The organism is Dyadobacter sp. 32, from assembly GCF_902506755.1.
In the GTDB taxonomy this organism is placed as follows: Bacteria; Bacteroidota; Bacteroidia; order Cytophagales; family Spirosomataceae; genus Dyadobacter.
The window spans coordinates 1,404,587-1,424,317 of record NZ_LR735258.1 but is presented as its reverse complement, the minus strand read 5'-3'; the positions used below and the strand labels follow the sequence as shown (position 1 = coordinate 1,424,317).

Genomic DNA, 19,731 nt, shown 5'->3' with positions numbered 1-19,731 from the left:
AAAATGATATTTCTATAGTGCAAGAGGTGTCTAATACTTAACATTTTCCTAAACTCAAAATTCAAAGCTTAATCTTTTGGTAAAATGGCACTGAGTAGTTTTACGCAAACTAAACTTGTCCGAAAATGAAAATCCATTTACCAATTCTGCTCTCAATCATTTTTACCGCGTCTATCGTACTTAGTTGTGTCGATCATAATATAGAAGGATCCGAGTTTCCGGAGAAAGCAGAAGCTTCCAGGCCTGCTATCCTTTCAGAGGTCAACGGTGTGAAGGTTTACAATGGAGGCTTTGGATCGTCGATCGTACAAGACTCAATTGACAAGGATGTTTTTTATTTACTAACGGATCGCGGACCGAATATTGACGGTACTGTTTTGAATTCAAAGGTTTTTGCTAACCCTGATTTTGTTCCACAGATAGGAAGGTTCCGTTTGTCAGGTACGGAGCTGGTGCTTGAAAAAGTCATTGATCTGAAAAACGATAAAGGGGGCAAGCTCAATGGATTGCCTAATCCGGTCCAAGGGTTCAGTGGTGAACTGGCCCTGAATACCCAAAACAATACCCTTGCTAACAGTGAGGACGGCCTCGATTCTGAGGGTCTTGCGCTTGCGAAAGATGGTACCTTTTGGGTCAGTGATGAATATGGTCCGCACATCATTCACTTCGATCGGGATGGAAATACGATTGAAAAAATAAACCCTTTCGGAACGGGCAAGGGAGGCCGCAAGATTCCCGCTGTGTTTGCTCGAAGACGAGCCAATCGGGGTATGGAAGGCCTTACCATCACACCGGATGGAAAAACACTGATCGGGATTATGCAGTTTCCACTTTACAACCCTACTTCTGCGGCAGTTAGCGGGTCGCTCGTAACCCGTATTTTAGCGTTTAATATTGCCGATGGAACTAGTAAACAATATGCATACCTGATCGACCGTGCGAATCTTCAGGCCAACAGCGAGATTGTAGCAATAACCAATACAACCTTCCTTGTTCTGGAAAGAGACGGTGAGTTTGCTACAAATGCGAACAAAACGACAGTCTTCAAAAAGGTTTATAAGATTGACATTTCAGGTGCAACAGACATCTCTGATCCGGGCAACTCCGAGGCTGGAAAACTTTTCAGCGGACTCACGGTAGAACAGCTAAAAGATGCTGTAATGCTTCAGGCGAACGGTATAGTGCCTGTCACGAAGACCCTCGCAGCTGATTTGATGACCGATATTCCGTCTTTGTACCCGCATGACAAGGCAGAAGGGATTGTTATTATCAATTCCACATTGATCGGTATTTGCAACGATGACGATTTCGGCGTGACCGGGGTTGGTACGTATGTTTCTAAAATACTGGCAGGTACCGGCTTAGTCGATCGCAATACGATTTACTTTGTTAAGTTGAAAAAACCTCTTTGGTGACAGAATAATTAGCGAAAGAAAGAGCAGCCGTGATGTTATTTACCATGTCTGCTCTTTATTTGAATAAAATGTTACACTAGATTTTCTAATTCGAAATCAGAACCTTCCGGCCCATTCGATTCCGCCAATGATGTGCAACAGTGAATTTGAATCAATGAAAGTGTCGGCAGTATGCCCCATGCCCGTGTAAAACATTCGGCCCTTAGCCATTTGATTAGTCCAGGATATGGGATGGTATTTTCCCATTCCCTTGGGCCAAACCACGGAATAGGAGCTTTCATTTATGGAGATCAGAACCTCAATATTCCTTTTTCCACGAACGCTCTCTTTGAAATTGTACCATTCGTCGACCTTATTCCAGTAATTTGGCAAATGTCGGGTGGCCTGGTGATTTCTGTCTTCGGTAACCAGCGTTGCCTGCGCCAAATGTTTCGGAATCAATGTATGACTTTTAAAATGAGTACCAAGTAAACGGTTATACCATCCCCAGTTATGTTCCGTATCTGATGCGGAATGGATTCCAACGTAACCGCCTCCGTTTTCAACAAACGATTCGAAAGCCTTCTTTTGTTCGGCAGTCATTATATTACCAGTTGTCGAAAGGAAGACTACGACCTTGAATAAATCAAGATGAGCTTTGTTAAAAATTGCCCCGTTTTCGGTGGCTCTTACATCCCAGCCTTTGTCGGCTCCGGCCTTTTTGATAGCCTGTATTCCCGGCTCGATTGAGGCATGTCGAAATCCGTTGGTTTTGCAGAAAATCAATATTCCCTTTTTGCCGACAGAGACAGGTATGCATGGGTCAATCGTGTCGAATAAAGGCTTTTGCCACGGGAGTTTTTTGAGTATAAATAATGAGTACACACCAGTTGCTGAAAGCAAAACTGCGAATAACCAGAAGATTGTAAAATTTAAAGTCGTGTTGGACATGGCTTTAGGTCTGGATTTCAGCTCTCAGGCACTTAATTTTAGAACAAAGTTAACGGGGAAAGTCTCAGGGGTTCTTCGGTTAACAAAATGATAATAAACGGTTATTTGTCTACCTGCGCAAACTACTTGTTATTGGGATTTACCGCAACCACCGATTCAGAATTCGAGATCTGAGAAGTGGAAAGGATTTACGCGCGAGGAGTTATTTAAAACAAAAAACGAGTGAATCAATGCGCCTCGCACATACCTTGGTCAGAGTAAATTGTTTCGGTGACTATTTGATCACAGCTTGTTAATAAATTCTTAACTTAACGGTTGATTTTTAATAGCGTAGAAGATTTAGTTTTGTCAACCTGCATGATGTTTACGCTTTGTCTATGAAGATCTTTTACTGCTTTTTAGTTTTTGTCGTTTCTGTCATATCTGGTTTTGCTCAGCAAAGTGATTCTCTTCGTACAGAACTTCTTAGCCAGGTCAATGTAACAGCGAACCGTATTACCGTGCAGACTCTTGAAACGGCTGGTTCCATATCGGTTATATCCTCTCAAAACTCCAAGGTCTGGCAGCCGAGAACCACACCTGAGGCGTTGATGGGCACAACCGGCGTGTTTGTTCAAAAGACAACCCATGGAGCCGGGTCGCCTTTTTTGCGCGGATTAACCGGAAACCAGACATTGATTCTTATTGATGGCATCAGGCTAAACAATAGCACATTTCGATACGGTCCAAATCAATATCTGAACACGATTGACCCATTTGCCATCGAGAAAATGGAGGTACTTCGAGGGGGAGGCTCGGTAGCTTATGGCTCTGACGCGTTGGGTGGTACATTTCAGTTATTGACCTCCAATCCTTCGTTTTCAGAAAAGTTGACTGTGCACGGACGAGCAGTTGGGCGATATTCGACTGGTGACATGGAAAAAACCCTGCGAACTGGGCTCGAAGTATCTGCTTCCCGAGTCGCATTTTCCGGGGGGCTGAGTGTCAGGAATTTCGGAGACCTGATAGGAGGGGACACAACCGGAAGGCAGTCTCCCAGTGGATACAAGGACCGGGCTTTTGATGCCAAACTGCTCCTGCGCGTAAGTGACTCATGGAGTCTGACGGTTGCCCATCAATCGGTACGGCAAAGACATGTACCACTATACTATCGCTACAAGCTGGAAAATTTTGCCCTGAATGAGTTTAATCCGCAAAACCGTTCTTTGAGTTATTTCAAACTAAAAGGCGGGACGCCGAGGAAATGGGCATCAGAGATATCGCTAACCGGTTCCTGGCAGACGACCAAAGAGGGTAGGCTTAGCCGAAAAACGGGTAGTTCCAGCCTGAGAACAGAGACGGATAAAGTCAAAACCGCGGGATTGATTTTCAACGTTCAATCTGACATTACCGGTTTCTGGAAGGCAAGTTCAGGGATTGAGATTTATAATGATCTGATAAAAAGTAATAAAACTGACCAGGTAGCTGGTGGGAGCCCGGTTTATGGCCGTGGACTTTATCCCGACGATAGCAAATATCTTAACTACGCGATTTACACGCTTCATCGGCTAAGGTTGGACAATCTGCAATTTTCGTTTGGGGGCCGTTTCAACGGTTTTCGTATCGATGTTTCAGATGAGGTATTAGGTAAGGTGTTGGTAAAGCCCAAGGCACTGGTCGGAAATGCATCGGTTTCTTATTTGATCAGGGAAAAGTCAAATTTTTACGGCTCCTTTCATTCAGGTTTCAGAGCGCCTAATATTGACGACATGGGAACATTGGGTATCGTCGATTTTCGTTACGAGTTGCCTGCTTACGATTTGAAACCCGAGGCATCTTATAACTTCGAAGTAGGCTATAAATTCCGGTCAAAATCCCTTGCTATTGGCGCGGCATTGTTTCAGAATAACCTGCGAAACCTTATTACGAGGGTCCAGGTGAAAGGCCAGAAAATTGATGGGATCGATGTTTATCGTAAGGAAAACGTGGAGCGCGCCTATATCCGAGGCGGAGAGCTGGAAGCCGAATATATGTTTAGTGGAAATTGGAAACTTTATGGAGGAGGCGCTTACAACTTCGGGAAAAACGTAACCAAAAACGAGCCGGTTCGGCGTATTCCGCCTCTGAATGGACGTTTGGGTGTCGAATATCGAAAGCTAAGGTGGTATGTGCGTCCGGAAGTATGGTTCGCTGATCAACAAACCCGCCTCGCAGCGGGAGATCTTGGTGATAACCGTATCCCCAAAGGCGGAACACCTGGCTGGGTCGTGGTTAATCTGATGGCCGGCTACGAGGCTAAACACTTTGCCGTGAATGCTGTCGCTCAAAACCTCACAAACAAGGACTACCGTACGCACGGGTCGGGAATAAATGGAGTAGGTCGTAGCCTTTGGCTGACCTTAACCACCAGGTTTTAAATGCTACTATTCAACAATATGTAATAACTCACCATGATAAAATACCTGAAACTAGGACTGAGCATGCTACTAATTTGTGCTCTCACTTATGGCTGCAAGAAAAACATTGGTTCACCCGGGCAATTGGAGGAATCGGTAGTTTATAAAACATTCTCAGCCAAAAGAATCAATTTACCAAATGGCTGGTCGCTAACACCTGTAGGCAGAAGTCTAGAGCTCGATGACCTTCCTCTAAACCTGGTGGTTTCCCCTTCCAAAAGATACCTCGCAGTCACGAACAATGGTCAAAGTACCCAAAGTATTACATTGATCGACGCAGTTTCAGAAAAAGTGATGGACACGGCAAAGGTGGCCAAATCCTACCTCGGGCTTGCTTTTAGTCAGGACGAGAAGATATTGTACGCGTCAGGTGGAAACGATAATAAGGTCTTGGTTTACAACATTGAAGGGGTCCAGCTTGTTCCGACTGAGCCGATCATTCTGGGTAAGCCCTGGCCCGTGAAGATATCCCCGACTGGTATGTCAGTGGACGATTCAAAGAAACGAATTTATGTGGTCACAAAAGAAGATAGTGCCTTGTACATTTGTGATACCGAGAACAGAAAGACGATCAGTAAAGTAAAACTGGGGGCTGCTGCTTATACCTGTATTCTTTCCCCTGATAAAAAGGAACTCTACATCTCGCTATGGGGAGGCGCGCGCGTGCTCGTAGTCAATACAGATTCACAGAAACTTTCGGCAGAGATTGCGACCAACAAAAATCCCAATGATCTTTTGCTGACCAAAGACGGTAAGTTATTGTATGTTGCTAATGGTAATGATAACACCGTAGAACTTATTGATCTTACGAAACGCCAGGTATCCGAAACTTTAACCACCTCTCTTTTTCCGGACGCGCCCGTAGGCACTACACCTAATGGGCTTGCACTGAGTGAGGATGAAAAAACTTTATACATCGCCAACGCCGATAACAACTGCCTCGCTGTGTTCGATGTGGAGACCAAGGGACGTAGTCATTCAGTAGGATTTATTCCGACGGGTTGGTATCCCACTGCTGTTAAAGTAATCGGCTCGAGGATATTTGTTACCAATGGGAAAGGGTTTTCGTCCAAGGCAAATCCTAAGGGGCCGAATCCAAATTTATCAAAAGTCCCGCAACAAGTAGGTCCGAACCCACAGGCTTATACAGGAAGAGAACAGTATATTGGTGGTCTGTTCAAAGGCACCTTATCTGTTATTGACGCACCTAATCCTCACACGCTTTCTGCCTATTCCCGCCTCGTTTATGCCAATACACCTTACACGAAGAATAAGGAATTAAACGCAGAAGGAGAGGCGGGCAATCCGATTCCGATGAAGGTAGGAGATAAGTCTCCGATTAAATATGTGTTTTACGTCATCAAGGAAAACAGGACCTACGATCAAGTCCTGGGCGATATGAAAGAGGGCAATGGTGATCCGGCACTCTGTCTATTTCCAGATAAGGTTACGCCAAACCAGCACGCCCTGGCGAGGGAGTTTGTACTGCTCGATAATTTCTATGTCGATGCGGAGGTAAGCGCTGACGGGCATAACTGGTCTTCTGCTGCCTATGCCAATGATTACGTGGAGAAGAACTGGGTGACAAGTTATGGTGGTCGTGGCGGAACGTATGATTACGAAGGACAAAAGGACATAGCTCATCCGAGGGATGGATTTATTTGGGATCATGCTGAGCGGGCAGGGATAAGTTACCGGAGCTACGGCTGGTTTGCCGATTCCGAGAAGGCCAACATTAAAACGTTGGAAAACAAGTTCTGCCCGACATTTAAGGGGTACAACCTTAATTACATGGATATCGACAGGGAAGAAGCTTGGGAAAAGGATTTCGATGCACTGGTGGCTGCGAATAAATTACCAAGCTTGAATACCCTTCGTTTCGGCAACGATCACACATCAGGTGCAAGCGTAGGGAAACCGACACCCTTTGCCGCTGTCGCAGATAATGATAGAGCCGTGGGCTTATTCGTTGAGCATCTTTCTAAAAGTAAAGTTTGGAATGAGTCGGTCGTGTTTATACTCGAAGACGATGCCCAAAACGGCCCCGATCACGTGGACGCGCACCGCTCAATTGCATTTGTTGCTGGTGGATTTGTGAAGCGGGGTTTCGTTGACCACACCATGTATTCCACTTCCGGAATGCTCCGAACTATCGAGTTGATACTCGGATTGAAGCCCATGAGCCAATACGATGCGGCCGCGACGCCGATGTGGAGATGCTTTACTAGCAAGTCCAATCCCGCGACTTTTAACGCAAAGGAACCGGGTGTAGACTTGACCCAAAAGAATGTAGCGGTTAATTCAAATTCCCGTCGCTCAAGTCAGTTCGACCTTTCAGTCCCTGATGCAATAGACGACCTGGTTTTTAGCGAGATCGTTTGGCAGACCGTGCGGGGCGAGCATAGCGTAATGCCAGCTCCCCGCCGCGGAGCGTTTGTGAGGCTCGAAAAGGAGGATGAAGAGGATGACAAATAACATAAATCAAAGCAACTCAATGAAAAAGTATACGCTCCTGCTCATTTTGTTTTTAACTGATATTTATTGTGTTACCGCTCAAAAATGGTTGGCGAATGCACCCTCGGGTAAGGAATACCTGCAAAAAAGGAGAGACGGGAAAACGATCATACCCAACGGACGGTACATCACCCCCCTTGGAAAGCAGGTGACAGTAGCGCCACATCCCTACGGCCTTGCATTGAGCGCCGATGGGCGTATTGCTGTCACCGCAAATTCCGGCATTAACCCGTTTTCTATCAGTATTCTGAAAAACATTCTGAATGAAAATCCCACAGTGCGACAATATCCGGATGGGCCAAAAACCGACAAGGGAATCTTGGAAGCCTGTTTTATGGGCCTGGCGATAACGCCTGACAATAAAACCGTATATGTTGCTGGTGGCCAAACCAACAAAATTTTCATTTTTGACCTGGAATCCGGCAAGAACAAGATGACCATCAGTTGTCAAGCCACAGAAAATGGTGTTAAATATGACCACGGTTATATCGGCGATATGGTCCTCACCAGGGACGGATCAACGCTTTACGCTGTAGACCAAATCGGGTTCAGGTTGATGGTCATTGATACCAAAACCAATAAGATTATCAGTAATGTACCGACTGGCCGGTACCCGTTCGGAATATGTCTCTCTCCGGACGAAAAGCGTATTTATGTTGCCAATGTCGGCGTTTTTGAATACAAACCTTTTACGGATCTTAACCGGGAAAATCTAAAAGAAACAGCACATAAATGGCCTTCGACGAGGTACGGCTCAAAAGAAATGAAGGAAGGAATACCAGCAGAGGGTGTTCCGGCTTTGGGAGATCCAAATTCCCTGGATGCATTTTCGGTTTGGAGCTACAACCTTACCAAGGGGAAGCCGGTGGTGAAAGCCAAGATCAAGACTGGAATTTTGGTAGGTCAAATGGTGGAGGATTTTCCGGCAGTGGGAGGAAGCAGCCCAAATTCACTGTGTGCAACCGACCAATTTGTATTTGTCAGCAATGGCAACAATGATTGTGTTTCGGTCATTGATATTGAAAAGGATACTGTAATTGGTACTTTGAAACTTAATCCCGAACCGCGTTTGGGGTCACTCCGAGGCATCATTCCTTTTGGAGTTGCCGTCTCTCCCGACCAGAAGAGGCTTTATGTCGCAGAGGCCGGTATCAATGCCGTAGCCATTATCGATATTCCGTCAATGAAAGTATTGGGCCATCTTCCCACGGGCTGGTTTCCAAGCAAGCTAAAGGTCAGTCCCGACGGCAAAAAACTGGTCGTAACCAATGCAAAGGGCTTGGGAAGCGGACCAAACGGAGGTAAGGATTTTAAACTTGGTGCCGAGGGAAGTTACATCGGAAGTTTGATGAAGGGTACTGTTTCTGTGATTGATATTCCGTTGGATAGTGATCTGCCAGCCCTAACGAAAAACGTGTTAGATAATAACTATTTGTTTGAACAGATTTCGGTAAATTCCAGAAACCCCGTGCCGCTTTATCCAGGTGCCTCAGAATCACCGATCAAGCATATCGTGTTCATCTCCAAAGAAAACCGGACTTATGACGAAGTTTTTGGGCAGTTAACCGGAGGAAATGGTGATTCGACAATTGCACGCTTTGGACTGAATAGAAATATTCAAAACCGAAGAAAGACGGCTTCTTTGAAAAATATAAATGTGATGCCTAATCACATTGCGCTGGCGAAGCAATTTGCTGTTTCAGATAATTATTATTGCGATTCAGATGTTTCGGCAGACGGGCATCGCTGGCTGGTGAACACTTACCCAAACGAATGGGTGGAAACCGGGACTGCTGCTGCTTATGGCGGCGGGCGGAACATGCTCGATTCTTCTTCAGCTCCCGGGAATTTATCGTTCTATGGCTCAGCTGGAAGTATTTATCCGGAAGACTACAATGAAGCCGGTTCGCTTTGGGATCACCTGGAACGGAATAAAAAGGATTTTTTCAATTTTGGTTTCGGAGTGGAAATGGCTGCCAATTACTCCGATAGTACCATGAAGTACATCGGTGAACTTTACACCGTCAACTATCCGCTGCCAGCTCCGCTTTTTGATAAATCGTCCAAAATATTTCCTACTTACAACATGGCGATTCCCGACCAGTTTCGGGCTGATATCTTCATGAAGGAATTTAATGAGAAATGGACCGGGACTGGGAAAACATTACCCTCGGTGCTGACATTGATGCTGCCCAATGACCACGGTACCGCCGAGCGCCAGGCCGCAGGCTATCCTTTTGGAGAAAGTTACATGGCCGACAACGACCTTGCCCTTGGCCGGACTATCGAATTTTTGTCTCACACACCGTATTGGAAAAACATGTTGATCGTCGTTACCGAGGACGATCCTCAGGGCGGAGTAGACCATGTCGATGCACACCGAAGCATTCTGCTGACAGTGTCGCCGTATATCAAAAGAAATTATGTGGGCAAACAGCATTATAGTTTTGGAAGTATTTTCAAAACATTTTGGCATATCCTGGGCATTCCCTACCTCAATCAGTACGATGCGACAGCCTCAGATATGAGCGATATGTTTACGGATAAGGCTGATTTCACGCCATATAATGCGGTTTCAATCGATCCGCGTTTATTTGATCCTCAAAAAGCATTGGATCCATTCGACGAGAAATTTGACTGGAAGGCATTTTCTGAATCCGAAGAAATGGACCGGACTGAAACCATGCAAAAAAGGCGGAATGAAGATGATGACGATGTTCGCAAGAAGGTGAAGACCCCGGCTGGTAAAAAACCTGCGAAAAAAATCAAGTAAAATGGTGAGGGATGTTTTAGCGTATTTCAACCGATGTGGCCCTGGTGAATACGGAGCCGTTGCAATGGATGGTTTGCTCGTTTGAAAAGGAGCTGTTCGGAAACGGAAGCCTTTTAAGATAATATTTTACCGGGCTCGAAGATCAAAAAATCCCGGCTTCTATTTTGATGGTTCCCTTGCCAGATTTATTGGTGGGCCAATACATAATTTCAGCTTTGCGATTTCTTTGATCGGATGAAAAGATTCGAACAAAGTCACCAGAAACGGTGCCTGCGGGAATTTTGATTTCTTCGGAATAGCTGCGTTGGTAGGAGGACAGGGCCGCCCGGTCATTGTTTTTTTTGGAGAACAGACTCAGGCGCAAAACGTAGTCGACACTTGAAACACCATCAATCTTAATAAGCAGCTTCTTATGTTCCATTTTGTCTGAAATAATCGAAATCTTTCTTGGATTTCCCAGGTCTTTGATGTAATACTCCTGGTAGTAGGGCTTGAATGAGAAATACAAAATACCGGGTACAATGAGTACTAAACATCCGGTCAAAACGATCCATTCTCTGTTGTTAATCCACATAATTCAGGCCATTTCAGGCATATTGATAAACAGTTAGATGACATTAGGTAATATTTTATTTCTACTCTGAAAACCAAAGGCTATTGCGGTAACTGGGTGCAAAATATTGTCAGAGAGTAAACTAAGACATTATTTTCTCTCTAAATTCTCTGATTGTTTTTCTGATTTGCTTTTCGGAAACTCCGCTGTACTTGATCTGGAGCAACTGCGTTTTGATAGAATCGAGTTTCCTCAGTTTCCAGTATTTAGGGTGTGTTTGACCAATCGCTGGTCTATAATTTTCCTCCCGGGGTTCTTTAATTAGTACTTCAATTTCTGTCTCGAAGTTCGATTGATCCTTTACGGGGGAGGCTTTCGCTATTACTTTTACCGATCTGCCGGTAACAAGTATGAATGTTTTTTCGTGTGTCATATTTCAGGAGTTGCTATGTTTTTCGCAAAGTTAGTAATGAATATGCGGCAGGTGTCGGCTTAACGAAATGATAATATTTCCCTTATGCGACGTTCCTTGCAGTTAAAGCCGATTTGTTGGTGGCCGAGATTATCATATTGTTAACCGTGCATTTTGTAGATCGTGGAAGGCTAGATTTGTTATTAATCGAGGTAGAGCTGGCGAAGTTCTTGATAAAAATAGGAAACACATGGAGCAACAATTTTCAGGCCGTGAGCAATCAGCAGATATGTCGAGTACTGGTTTTTTTTTGAAGGTAGATTTGTTTGACCAGGTGATCAGATCATTGTCTTTCATGTATTCAGAGCTTTGGTCGATTGAAACGAATAAGGAAGCAGGTGATAAGGTGCTTGCTGAAAAATACTTTTTAAGATATCGGGAAATTGTACAATTGAAAGACCGATTTCTGCTCAACGGTATCAGAAGACGAGATAAGGCGGCAAAGGCCTATTTCGCAGAGCTCACTCAAATTCGGAGCATTCTTTTGCAAAATTCTTGAGAAAAAGTAGCACGGAATTACCATTAAAAATCAAACACACCATTGTCAGATATTAACTCAAATCCGATGAAGTCTCTGGTATTTTTCATGTTTATTTCTATTTCAGTAGCGTTGGTGCAAAAGAACAGAACTCAGAATGTCGTTGTCATTTCGATAGATGGATACCGATGGCAGGAAATTTTCCAGGGTGCTGATTCGTCAATACTATTCAGTGAAAACTATTGCAAGCAAAACCCTGCCTCTTTATTTAGCAAGTATTGGGCTCCGTCGGAGCTGGAACGGTGGCAAAAGCTTATGCCTTTTTTGGGGAGCACGATTGCTGGTGAAGGTCAACTTTATGGCAATCGAAAATTGGACAACCGTGTAAATGTTAGAACCGGTACAGGTTCTCCTACCCTGGGCGAAGTGAAACCTTATGCGGTTATTATGACCCCGAAATAAACAGCATCGCATACCCCAACATCCCCGATGAAAACGTGCTTGAATTTTTGAACTCACAAAAGGGGTACGAAGGGAAAGTGGTTACGTTTGCCTCCTGGGATGCTGTTTCCCGAATTGTCAACCGCGACAGGAATAAGATGTTGGTGAACATTCCCGGCGAGCAAGTGAGTGGCATAGCGCTTTCTGAGGCGCAGATTCTATCCAACGAGTTGCAGCAATATTTTCTCACGCAGTTTGGCGGGAGCAGCAGGTTCGATGTACACACCTATGCGATTGCCAAGTCCTACATTTTGGCAAATCATCCCAAAGTTATCCATATCGATTTCGGTGATCCGGATAACTTCGGACATGCAGGGCAATATGATTCTTACCTGGACTCGGCTCATTACCCGGATGCAATGATCGGCAGTTTATGGACTAGCATGCAGGAGGATGAATTTTACTCCGGAAAAACAACGTTTATGGTGTACCCCGACCACGGTAGAGGTGCCAACAAGAATTGGACGCGTCACGGTTTCTTAGCAGCCCAATCTGATGAAACCTGGCTGGCAGTACTGGGACCGGATACGCCGGGATCCGGAGAGATGGAAGAAAAGCTTCAGATATGTCAAGACCAGTTTGCGCAAACTGCGGCGCAACTACTGGGATTCTACTTTACAGCCAATCACCCTGTTGCTGCGCCCTTGACGACAGTGGTTGGCAATTCAATATCTCTAAAAAGTTCGGACTGAGACGTAGTCTCATTACTCGCTTTGCCCCTCGTTGCTTCTTGTCAATATTGTTTTTTGAATCGCCTGAAAGCGAAGTGGTTGTGCTGATTTATTTATAAAATGTTAATATATACTTAACTCGTCCAAGTGGATAAAACAAGATTTTTGCATTTTGAATTTCGCGAATTAAGTGTTTAAAACCTAACAAAAATTTTCATTCTTATGGCTAAACGACTTTACTTAAATGAATGGCGGATGATCTTGCTGAAAAAGGTACATTCCGGCCTGTTGCTTATGTGCGTTTTTATTTCCAATATGGCTTTTGCTCAAATCGGTATCACTGGACAGGTGACAGCAAAAGACGATAATCAGCCGATACCAGGTGTTAGTATTATAGTAAAAGGAAGTACCAACGGTACGATTACAGATGGTAATGGGAAATATAAAATTGAAGTTGCTGAAAAATCGAGCGAACTTATTTTTTCCTTTCTTGGATTCGGTTCACAGGAGGTAAAGGTGGATGGCAGGACCGTTATCGATGTTGTGTTAAGCACCGATCTTCGTCAATTAAACGAAGTGGTAGTGACCGCGCTTGGTATAAAAAAGGATGTGCGACGGATTGGTGTGGCGATTCAAACAGTCGATGGTGCCTCGACGGTAAAAGCCCGTGAGCCGAATGCAATCAACGCATTGGTCGGCAAAGTAGCAGGCTTGACGGTAGGCGTACAGCAGGAGCTTCTGAGGAAGCCTAACCTCATGCTCAGAGGTAACACAGATGTGCTTTTTGTCGTAGATGGTGTTCCAGTAAATTCGGATACCTGGAACGTGAGTCCCGACGACATCGATACCTACTCTGTTTTGAAAGGCGCCTCTGCATCGGCGCTTTACGGTTTTCGAGGTAAGAATGGAGCGATCTTGATTACAACCAAGCGTGGTTCAAAAGATAAACGTGGATTCTCCGTAGACTTCAATTCATCAACCATGATGGACAACGGCTTTTTTGCGATACCCAAAGTACAGGACCTGTATGGCCCTGGTGATCACGGCCGATATGCCTTTGGTGACGGAAAGGGTGGAGGATTGAATGACGGTGATTACGATGGAGGTTGGGGCCCGAAATTTGAAGGGCAGTTGATTCCACAATATGATAGCCCTGTTGACCCAGTGACAGGAGTGAGGTCTGGTACACCATGGATCGCCCGTGGAACTGACAATCTGAAAAGATTTCTTCAGCCTGGTATTCTTTCCACAAACAACGTATCTATTTCGGCAAGCGGCGAAAAGTATAATGTGCGCTTCTCGACGTCACACATTCACCAGAAGGGAATTGTGCCTAATACGAAATTGAACATTACCAATTTCAATGTGGTGGCAGATTATAATTTCTCCAAAAAACTAAAATTCACTTCTTCGCTTCAATATAACAAGCAGTACACCCCGAATATTCCTGATGTAAATTATGGTCCTAACTCGATCATTTACAACATCGTATTATGGGCAGGGGCAGACTGGGACGTTGATCAGATGCGCAATTACTGGCAACCTGGAAAAGAGGGAACACAGCAGATCTATGCTGAGTACCAACGCTACAACAATCCGTATTTCATGAGCTATGAATGGCTCAGAAGCCACCAAAAAACGGATATCATTGGACAGGCTGCGATGAATTATCAATTCACAGATTTTTTTGAAGCGAGCCTTCGTACACAGGTTACAACCTGGAATTTATTCCGTAATGAAAAAATGCCGTACTCGGCAGGCTCATACGGACGCGACGAAAGGAGAGGGGATTACCGTGAAGACAGACGTAATCTTTTTGAGAACAACACCGATATACTTTTAAAGTTTGACAAGGACATTGTCCCGGGTTTGAACGCAAAAATTTGGGGTGGTGGTAACATCCGCAGCTTCGACTATAATTCATCCTTTGCATCAACGGACTACCTGAATGTTCCGGGTCTGTATAATTTTAACAACTCTGCAAATCCTGTAAAATCATCCAATTTCACATCCGCGATGCGTGTTGCATCGGCTTACTATTCAGCGGATTTCACATTCAAGGAGTATTTTACAATCTCCACGACGGGTAGAATGGACAAGCTGTCAACGCTTCCGTCGGGGAATAATACGTTCTTTTATCCATCGGTTGCGGGGTCCACAGTGCCTTCCGACTATATGAGGCTACCTGAGGTTATTTCGTTTCTGAAATTAAGAGGTTCCTATGCCAACGTGAAGGATGGCCTGACCCAATCGACAATAGGAGCTACTCCGGCGACAAGTTACTTCCTTGGTTATGGCGATCAGTATAGCTCTCCATACGACGGTCCAACCTATCAGAATGCAGCTGTGTATTCCACTCCATTCGCATACAACAATACCCCGGCCGCATATTTTACCAATACACTAAACAATCCAAGTATCAAACCAAGCAGTACATCTCAGACCGAAGTTGGACTGGATGTACGTGTGATGGAGAACCGGTTGGGGCTTGACGTTACCTATTTCGTTTCCAACGAAGGACCGCGTATTTTTTCGCTGCCTATTTCAACAACGACTGGATATGGAGCAGCACTGGTAAACGGAATTAAGACAAGGAAAAAGGGATGGGAGGCATCGTTAACAGGTTCACCGATCCGCAGTGAAAAAGGATTGAACTGGGATATTGTTGCCAATTACTCGACTTACAAAGAAATTCTTACGGAGATTTATCCGGGTCAGGACAAATTGAATACGTTCTTCAAAGTGGGTGACAGAATGGATAAATACTACGGTCGCGCTTTCGCAAAAACCAACGATGGTCAAATTATCAATGACGCATCTGGTCGTCCTATTTACAGTCCGGTGAATCAGTTCCTCGGTTATGCCAACTCAAAGTTTGTATTCGGTATCAATAACAAATTCTCGTACCGGGATTTTAATTTCAGCTTCCAGTTTGATGGACGTATCGGCGGTGTGATTTCTAATTATATCCAGAAACAAACATTCCGTGGCGGACGTCATATCGAGTTGATCGAAGGCGCATTAGGTGCATCACGTGCTACCGATTATGAGGCATTTAAGGTCAATAAGGAGAACAAAACCTATGTTGGTGTGGGTGTTCAGGTGAGCGATGGTACGGCTCTCAATTTTGATGCTGATGGAAATATTACCAACCTTTCGTTATTGACATTTAAGCGAAATACTACTGCACAGACCGTACAGGATTGGGTAAGCCGCTACTACAATTCTGATGAGGGTAACCTGATGAGCCGCTCTTTTGGCATGTTGAGAGAAGTGGTTATCGGCTACAAGTTTCCAGCAGCATTGTTAGAAAGGAGTGGTTTTATTCGTGGAGCGTCTGTATCCTTGGTTGGTCGTAACCTTCTGTATTTCGCTGAAAAGAAAGACATTGACCTTAATCAATACGTGTCAGATGGCAGTTCAGGATTGCAGACGCCATCTGTTCGCCGTTATGGAATTAATGTGAATCTTACTTTTTAATCACCGATCAGTAAAATCAGCCATTAGTTTAAAACTCAAATTGAATACGATGAAAATCAATAATATAATATTCGGAATTTTTGCGGTCGTTGCGTTAACGCTGACAAGCTGCGAAAAAAGTTTTGAGGAACTTGAGAAAGATCCTAACCGAGCCGTTACAGCTCCGCCGTCACTTGTACTTCAAGGTATAGAGTACGATATGTACAGCACGATCGGAGTGCCTTTCAGCTCTTCCATGCGTTGGAACCAGTTTTATGCGATCAACTACAATTACTACGGTAACAATGAATACCAATGGTCCGAGTTTCAGAATCATTACGTTACCTTGAAGAACGTTGTGAAAATGGAGGAAGAAGCCATACGTTCCGGGCTTGACGCTGTCAACGTTTATTCATCTCTCGGAAAGTTTTTTCGCTCTTTCTTTTTTGACCAGATGTCGGTGAGGGCAGGCGATCTACCTATGGCAGATGCATTGAAAGGTATAGAAAACGTCGCTCCGAAATATGACTCGCAGAAAGACATCTACATTCAGATCCTGAAATGGCTCGATGAATCCAATAGCGAGATGACTGCACTCATCGCGAAAGGAAATAGCCAGGTGTCAGGGGATTTTTATTTTGGGCAGGATTTAAAAAAGTGGCAAAAGACGGTGAACAGTTTCAGGATGAGGATTTTGATCCGTCTGAGCAAAAAAGAATCAGAAGCAGGGCTTAATGTGAAAGCGCAGTTTGCTGAAATGCTCGCGAATCCTACGAAGTACCCGCTGATGGAAGGTATGGCTGATAATCTTGAATTCAAATTTAATAACTTCAATAAGTATCCATCAAATCCGGATAATTTTGGCTTTGATGCGACCCGCCAGAATATGGCTCAGACCTACGTCGGTTTGCTCACAGCACGCAAAGATCCACGAGTAATGGTTACTGCAGAGCCGGCAGGTGCACAACTCAAAGCAGGTAAACTCCCATCCGATTTTTCAGCATTCATTGCGGCAAGCTCTGGCGAAGATTTGTCGGACATGTCAAATAAAGCTGGTAAAGACAATGGCGCTGGTTTCGCTCCCGGAGAATATTCCTTTCAGAGCAGATCGAGATACTACTCAAACTACACGGGTGAAAATGCATTTATTATTGCTTACCCTGAACTGTGTTTTAATATCGCCGAAGGAATTAACAGAGGCTGGGCAACCGGCAGCGCTGAGGACTGGTATAAAAAGGGTATAAAGGCGTCGCAGGAGTTTTATGGGGTAAAAACCGGTGCGTTAACAATGACTTATTCGAAGACGGGTGGACGCGCCGCCAGTGATTTTGCTACATACACTGTCAACTTCAGTTTTGACGAATATTATGCACAAGCGCTCGTTAAATACGCAGGGAATGATGCAGCGGGATTGGAACAAATATTGACTCAGAAGTATCTGGCGTTTTTTATGAACTCAGGTATGGAAGCCTATTTCAACTACCGAAGGACTGGATTCCCAAAATTCATGACGGGTGTAGGAACAGGAAATTCAGGTAGAATAGCTGTTAGATGGCAATACCCTTTTTCTGAACGCACTACGAATGAGACAAATTACAAAGCGGCTATCCAAAGCCAGTTTGCAGGCAAGGATGACATTAACGACCTGATTTGGTTGTCAAAGTAATATCTTAAATAAGGTTCAAAGTTACTGGTAAGGAGCTTGTCTTAATTCTGATTAAGATGGCCCTTGCCAGTTTTTATAACGTTCTGGTATTGTTTAATTCTGACAAGGATTTGGATTATTGATTAGAATAATGAGCGGCCGTGGAAAACATCGATAGTGATATTTGAACATTTCCATGCTCTTTGAGTCCCTTTTTGAAATTGCTTTCCGTGTGTTAAATTACAATCGCAAATCTAGAAGCTCGGTTGCGAACTGAAAATATGTACTTGCCTGGGTGGCTAATCCGTACGTGCAAAGTCTCAAGTGATGCGCACACCTCGGCTTGTAGCATCTGCCCCCCTCTCACAAAATTTTGATTGAACTACAAAATGCGATTTTATGCTTGACTTCAAGAAGGAAAAGCGTAAATTTGAGCTAATATTTGGTGCTCTAAATTAAAGGTGAGCAATTCGAGATCAGGCTAAAATATACTTTTTAATTTATTCATTCAGAGAGACTTATAAATAGGTTCGAATCTCTTCCTCTCTGCAAAATGCCGTTTCACGCAATTGAGGCGGCATTTTTCGTATTTGTCACTCTATTTGTCACTTTTAGAGTTGGCATGAAAATAGGAATTTTCTGTTTTTCTTACTTGAAAAAATTCTGTTATGCTGTCCATAAATTTTTAAGGGGTCAATATTTTAGATGTACGCATTTTAGTAAGCAGTGCATCAAGTGTGGTTTTTACTGCCAGGTAATCGGCACTTAATGCGTCAAATTCCGCCTTTGTTGGATTGGGCCCCGCCGCCACTGTTGAAGTAGTGGCCGCGCTGTTTACTTGGGCGGCTATAACTGAAAATTCTTTGCCTGTCCAGACCTTATACCACGATCCCCATACACCTTCATATTTCGTTCTGGTGTGCAAAGTACCAGTTAAATCGAAAATAAGCTGATTTATATGTTTTGGGTCTTTACTGGTGCTAACCTGCCAACCGTTGCCATACTGCCCCCCAATGGGTCCATTTAAAGGTGAATGTCCAACACTTGCAATTGAAACATTGCCAGTTATTTTATTGAAATCAGTTATTACGCGTTCAGTATTGAACTCGACCCATTCAGAACCGTTAAAATAATTTGCTTTGTTTGTCGTGGTATTATTCAGTATTAATCCTGGGTATTTTTGCCCAGTGGTGAGGGCATCCCTTTTCGTAGTGGTTATGTCACTTAATGCCGGAGGTGGTATATTGTCCAGAGTGGAACCGGGATAAACGTTATTACTGAATAATAATGGATTTGTACCAGTTCTTTTTACTGCTTTATGCGAACCAGAACCGGCGAAAAGTGAAATAAAATTATCTGTAATCTGAGCACTTGAGGACAAGTATAATCCGTCTCGCACACCTGCAATGGTGTTACTTGAGAATATATTACCTGGACTTTCAGAATTAACCACGGCGGTTCCTCCCGATAGTCGGTTTCCTGTAACCGTATTAAAGCCCGCATTTCCTGTAAGGTTTAATGCATATCCCGAATTAGTCACAAAACTGTTTATTACAAAGGTTGCCCCTGTTTTGGATTGCGTTACGGTCTCGCCAACGACAAACCCCGTTCCAGTGGTTACCTGCAGAAGAGCTGTCCCAGCGGTTGAATTTATCCCTACTAATTGCCCAATTGTTCCACTTGTTCTCCCTGTGACTTTATGGGTTGCATGTGGCCATGCAATCAGGGGAGATCCAGTGTTTGACACATTAGTAACAATATCATTAGAAGTAGGATCAGGAATAAATATTTGATTTCCTACAATTACATGTAATAACTAACACTAGATCTGACAGTTGAGTTTTTTTAGGGATTGCTCAAAAAATGATTTTGGGAAGAAGGGGCT

At 44.1% G+C, this 19,731-nt stretch carries 13 protein-coding genes; 9 read left to right on the top strand and 4 right to left on the bottom strand.

What is annotated here, in order from left to right:
• Window positions 1–125 precede the first annotated feature (125 nt).
• Window positions 126–1,415, top strand: coding sequence for an esterase-like activity of phytase family protein (locus tag DYADSP32_RS05645; protein WP_149243630.1), 1,290 nt, complete (start codon window positions 126–128; stop codon window positions 1,413–1,415).
• Window positions 1,416–1,511: 96 nt separating this feature from the next.
• Here the strand turns inward: DYADSP32_RS05645 and DYADSP32_RS05640 are convergent, their stop codons facing one another.
• Complete coding sequence (locus tag DYADSP32_RS05640) at window positions 1,512–2,180, bottom strand: ThuA domain-containing protein (protein WP_414617544.1); 669 nt, start codon at window positions 2,178–2,180, stop codon at window positions 1,512–1,514.
• A gap of 542 nt (window positions 2,181–2,722) precedes the next feature.
• Here DYADSP32_RS05640 and DYADSP32_RS05635 point away from each other — a divergent pair.
• From DYADSP32_RS05635 to DYADSP32_RS05625, 3 genes are all read left to right on the top strand, one after another.
• The gene (locus DYADSP32_RS05635; protein WP_149243632.1) at window positions 2,723–4,741 is read left to right on the top strand and encodes a TonB-dependent receptor; all 2,019 of its coding nucleotides are present in this window, start codon (window positions 2,723–2,725) and stop codon (window positions 4,739–4,741) included.
• Between the two features lie 63 nt (window positions 4,742–4,804).
• Window positions 4,805–7,255: a beta-propeller fold lactonase family protein gene (locus DYADSP32_RS05630; RefSeq protein WP_414617543.1), complete on the top strand. Its 2,451-nt coding sequence runs from the start codon at window positions 4,805–4,807 to the stop codon at window positions 7,253–7,255.
• Between the two features lie 19 nt (window positions 7,256–7,274).
• Window positions 7,275–10,067, top strand: a complete 2,793-nt coding sequence (locus DYADSP32_RS05625; RefSeq protein ID WP_149243634.1) for an alkaline phosphatase family protein — start codon at window positions 7,275–7,277, stop codon at window positions 10,065–10,067.
• 142 nt (window positions 10,068–10,209) lie between these two features.
• Here the strand turns inward: DYADSP32_RS05625 and DYADSP32_RS05620 are convergent, their stop codons facing one another.
• Window positions 10,210–10,641 carry a hypothetical protein gene (locus tag DYADSP32_RS05620; RefSeq protein WP_149243635.1) on the bottom strand — a complete coding sequence of 144 codons (432 nt, stop codon included), beginning with the start codon at window positions 10,639–10,641 and terminating at the stop codon, window positions 10,210–10,212.
• Window positions 10,642–10,762: 121 nt separating this feature from the next.
• Complete coding sequence (locus DYADSP32_RS05615) at window positions 10,763–11,053, bottom strand: hypothetical protein (RefSeq protein WP_149243636.1); 291 nt, start codon at window positions 11,051–11,053, stop codon at window positions 10,763–10,765.
• A gap of 229 nt (window positions 11,054–11,282) precedes the next feature.
• On the opposite strand from DYADSP32_RS05615, the gene DYADSP32_RS05610 reads away from it, so the two are divergent.
• From DYADSP32_RS05610 to DYADSP32_RS05590, 5 genes are all read left to right on the top strand, one after another.
• On the top strand, window positions 11,283–11,591 hold the full coding sequence (locus DYADSP32_RS05610) for a hypothetical protein (protein ID WP_149243637.1): 309 nt from the start codon (window positions 11,283–11,285) through the stop codon (window positions 11,589–11,591).
• A gap of 42 nt (window positions 11,592–11,633) precedes the next feature.
• Complete coding sequence (locus tag DYADSP32_RS05605) at window positions 11,634–12,032, top strand: hypothetical protein (RefSeq protein WP_149243638.1); 399 nt, start codon at window positions 11,634–11,636, stop codon at window positions 12,030–12,032.
• Window positions 12,033–12,079: 47 nt separating this feature from the next.
• The gene (locus tag DYADSP32_RS05600) at window positions 12,080–12,763 is read left to right on the top strand and encodes a hypothetical protein (protein WP_414617542.1); all 684 of its coding nucleotides are present in this window, start codon (window positions 12,080–12,082) and stop codon (window positions 12,761–12,763) included.
• A 201-nt stretch (window positions 12,764–12,964) separates the two neighbouring features.
• Entirely contained in the window at window positions 12,965–16,222 is a 3,258-nt protein-coding gene (locus DYADSP32_RS05595) for a SusC/RagA family TonB-linked outer membrane protein (RefSeq protein WP_414617541.1), read from the top strand.
• A gap of 49 nt (window positions 16,223–16,271) precedes the next feature.
• Window positions 16,272–17,867 carry a SusD/RagB family nutrient-binding outer membrane lipoprotein gene (locus DYADSP32_RS05590; RefSeq protein ID WP_149243640.1) on the top strand — a complete coding sequence of 532 codons (1,596 nt, stop codon included), beginning with the start codon at window positions 16,272–16,274 and terminating at the stop codon, window positions 17,865–17,867.
• A 664-nt stretch (window positions 17,868–18,531) separates the two neighbouring features.
• Here the strand turns inward: DYADSP32_RS05590 and DYADSP32_RS05585 are convergent.
• Complete coding sequence (locus DYADSP32_RS05585) at window positions 18,532–19,299, bottom strand: hypothetical protein (protein WP_149243641.1); 768 nt, start codon at window positions 19,297–19,299, stop codon at window positions 18,532–18,534.
• Window positions 19,300–19,731: the final 432 nt, after the last annotated feature.

Bases quoted from the DNA above. Each gene is read 5' to 3' on its own strand.
- DYADSP32_RS05630 (WP_414617543.1), top strand. From the start codon at position 4,805: ATGCTACTAATTTGTGCTCTCACTTATGGCTGCAAGAAAAACATTGGT.
- DYADSP32_RS05615 (WP_149243636.1), bottom strand. From the start codon at position 11,053: ATGACACACGAAAAAACATTCATACTTGTTACCGGCAGATCGGTAAAA.
- DYADSP32_RS05645 (WP_149243630.1), top strand. From the start codon at position 126: ATGAAAATCCATTTACCAATTCTGCTCTCAATCATTTTTACCGCGTCT.
- DYADSP32_RS05620 (WP_149243635.1), bottom strand. From the start codon at position 10,641: ATGTGGATTAACAACAGAGAATGGATCGTTTTGACCGGATGTTTAGTA.
- DYADSP32_RS05595 (WP_414617541.1), top strand. From the start codon at position 12,965: ATGGCTAAACGACTTTACTTAAATGAATGGCGGATGATCTTGCTGAAA.
- DYADSP32_RS05590 (WP_149243640.1), top strand. From the start codon at position 16,272: ATGAAAATCAATAATATAATATTCGGAATTTTTGCGGTCGTTGCGTTA.
- DYADSP32_RS05625 (WP_149243634.1), top strand. From the start codon at position 7,275: ATGAAAAAGTATACGCTCCTGCTCATTTTGTTTTTAACTGATATTTAT.
- DYADSP32_RS05635 (WP_149243632.1), top strand. From the start codon at position 2,723: ATGAAGATCTTTTACTGCTTTTTAGTTTTTGTCGTTTCTGTCATATCT.
- DYADSP32_RS05610 (WP_149243637.1), top strand. From the start codon at position 11,283: ATGGAGCAACAATTTTCAGGCCGTGAGCAATCAGCAGATATGTCGAGT.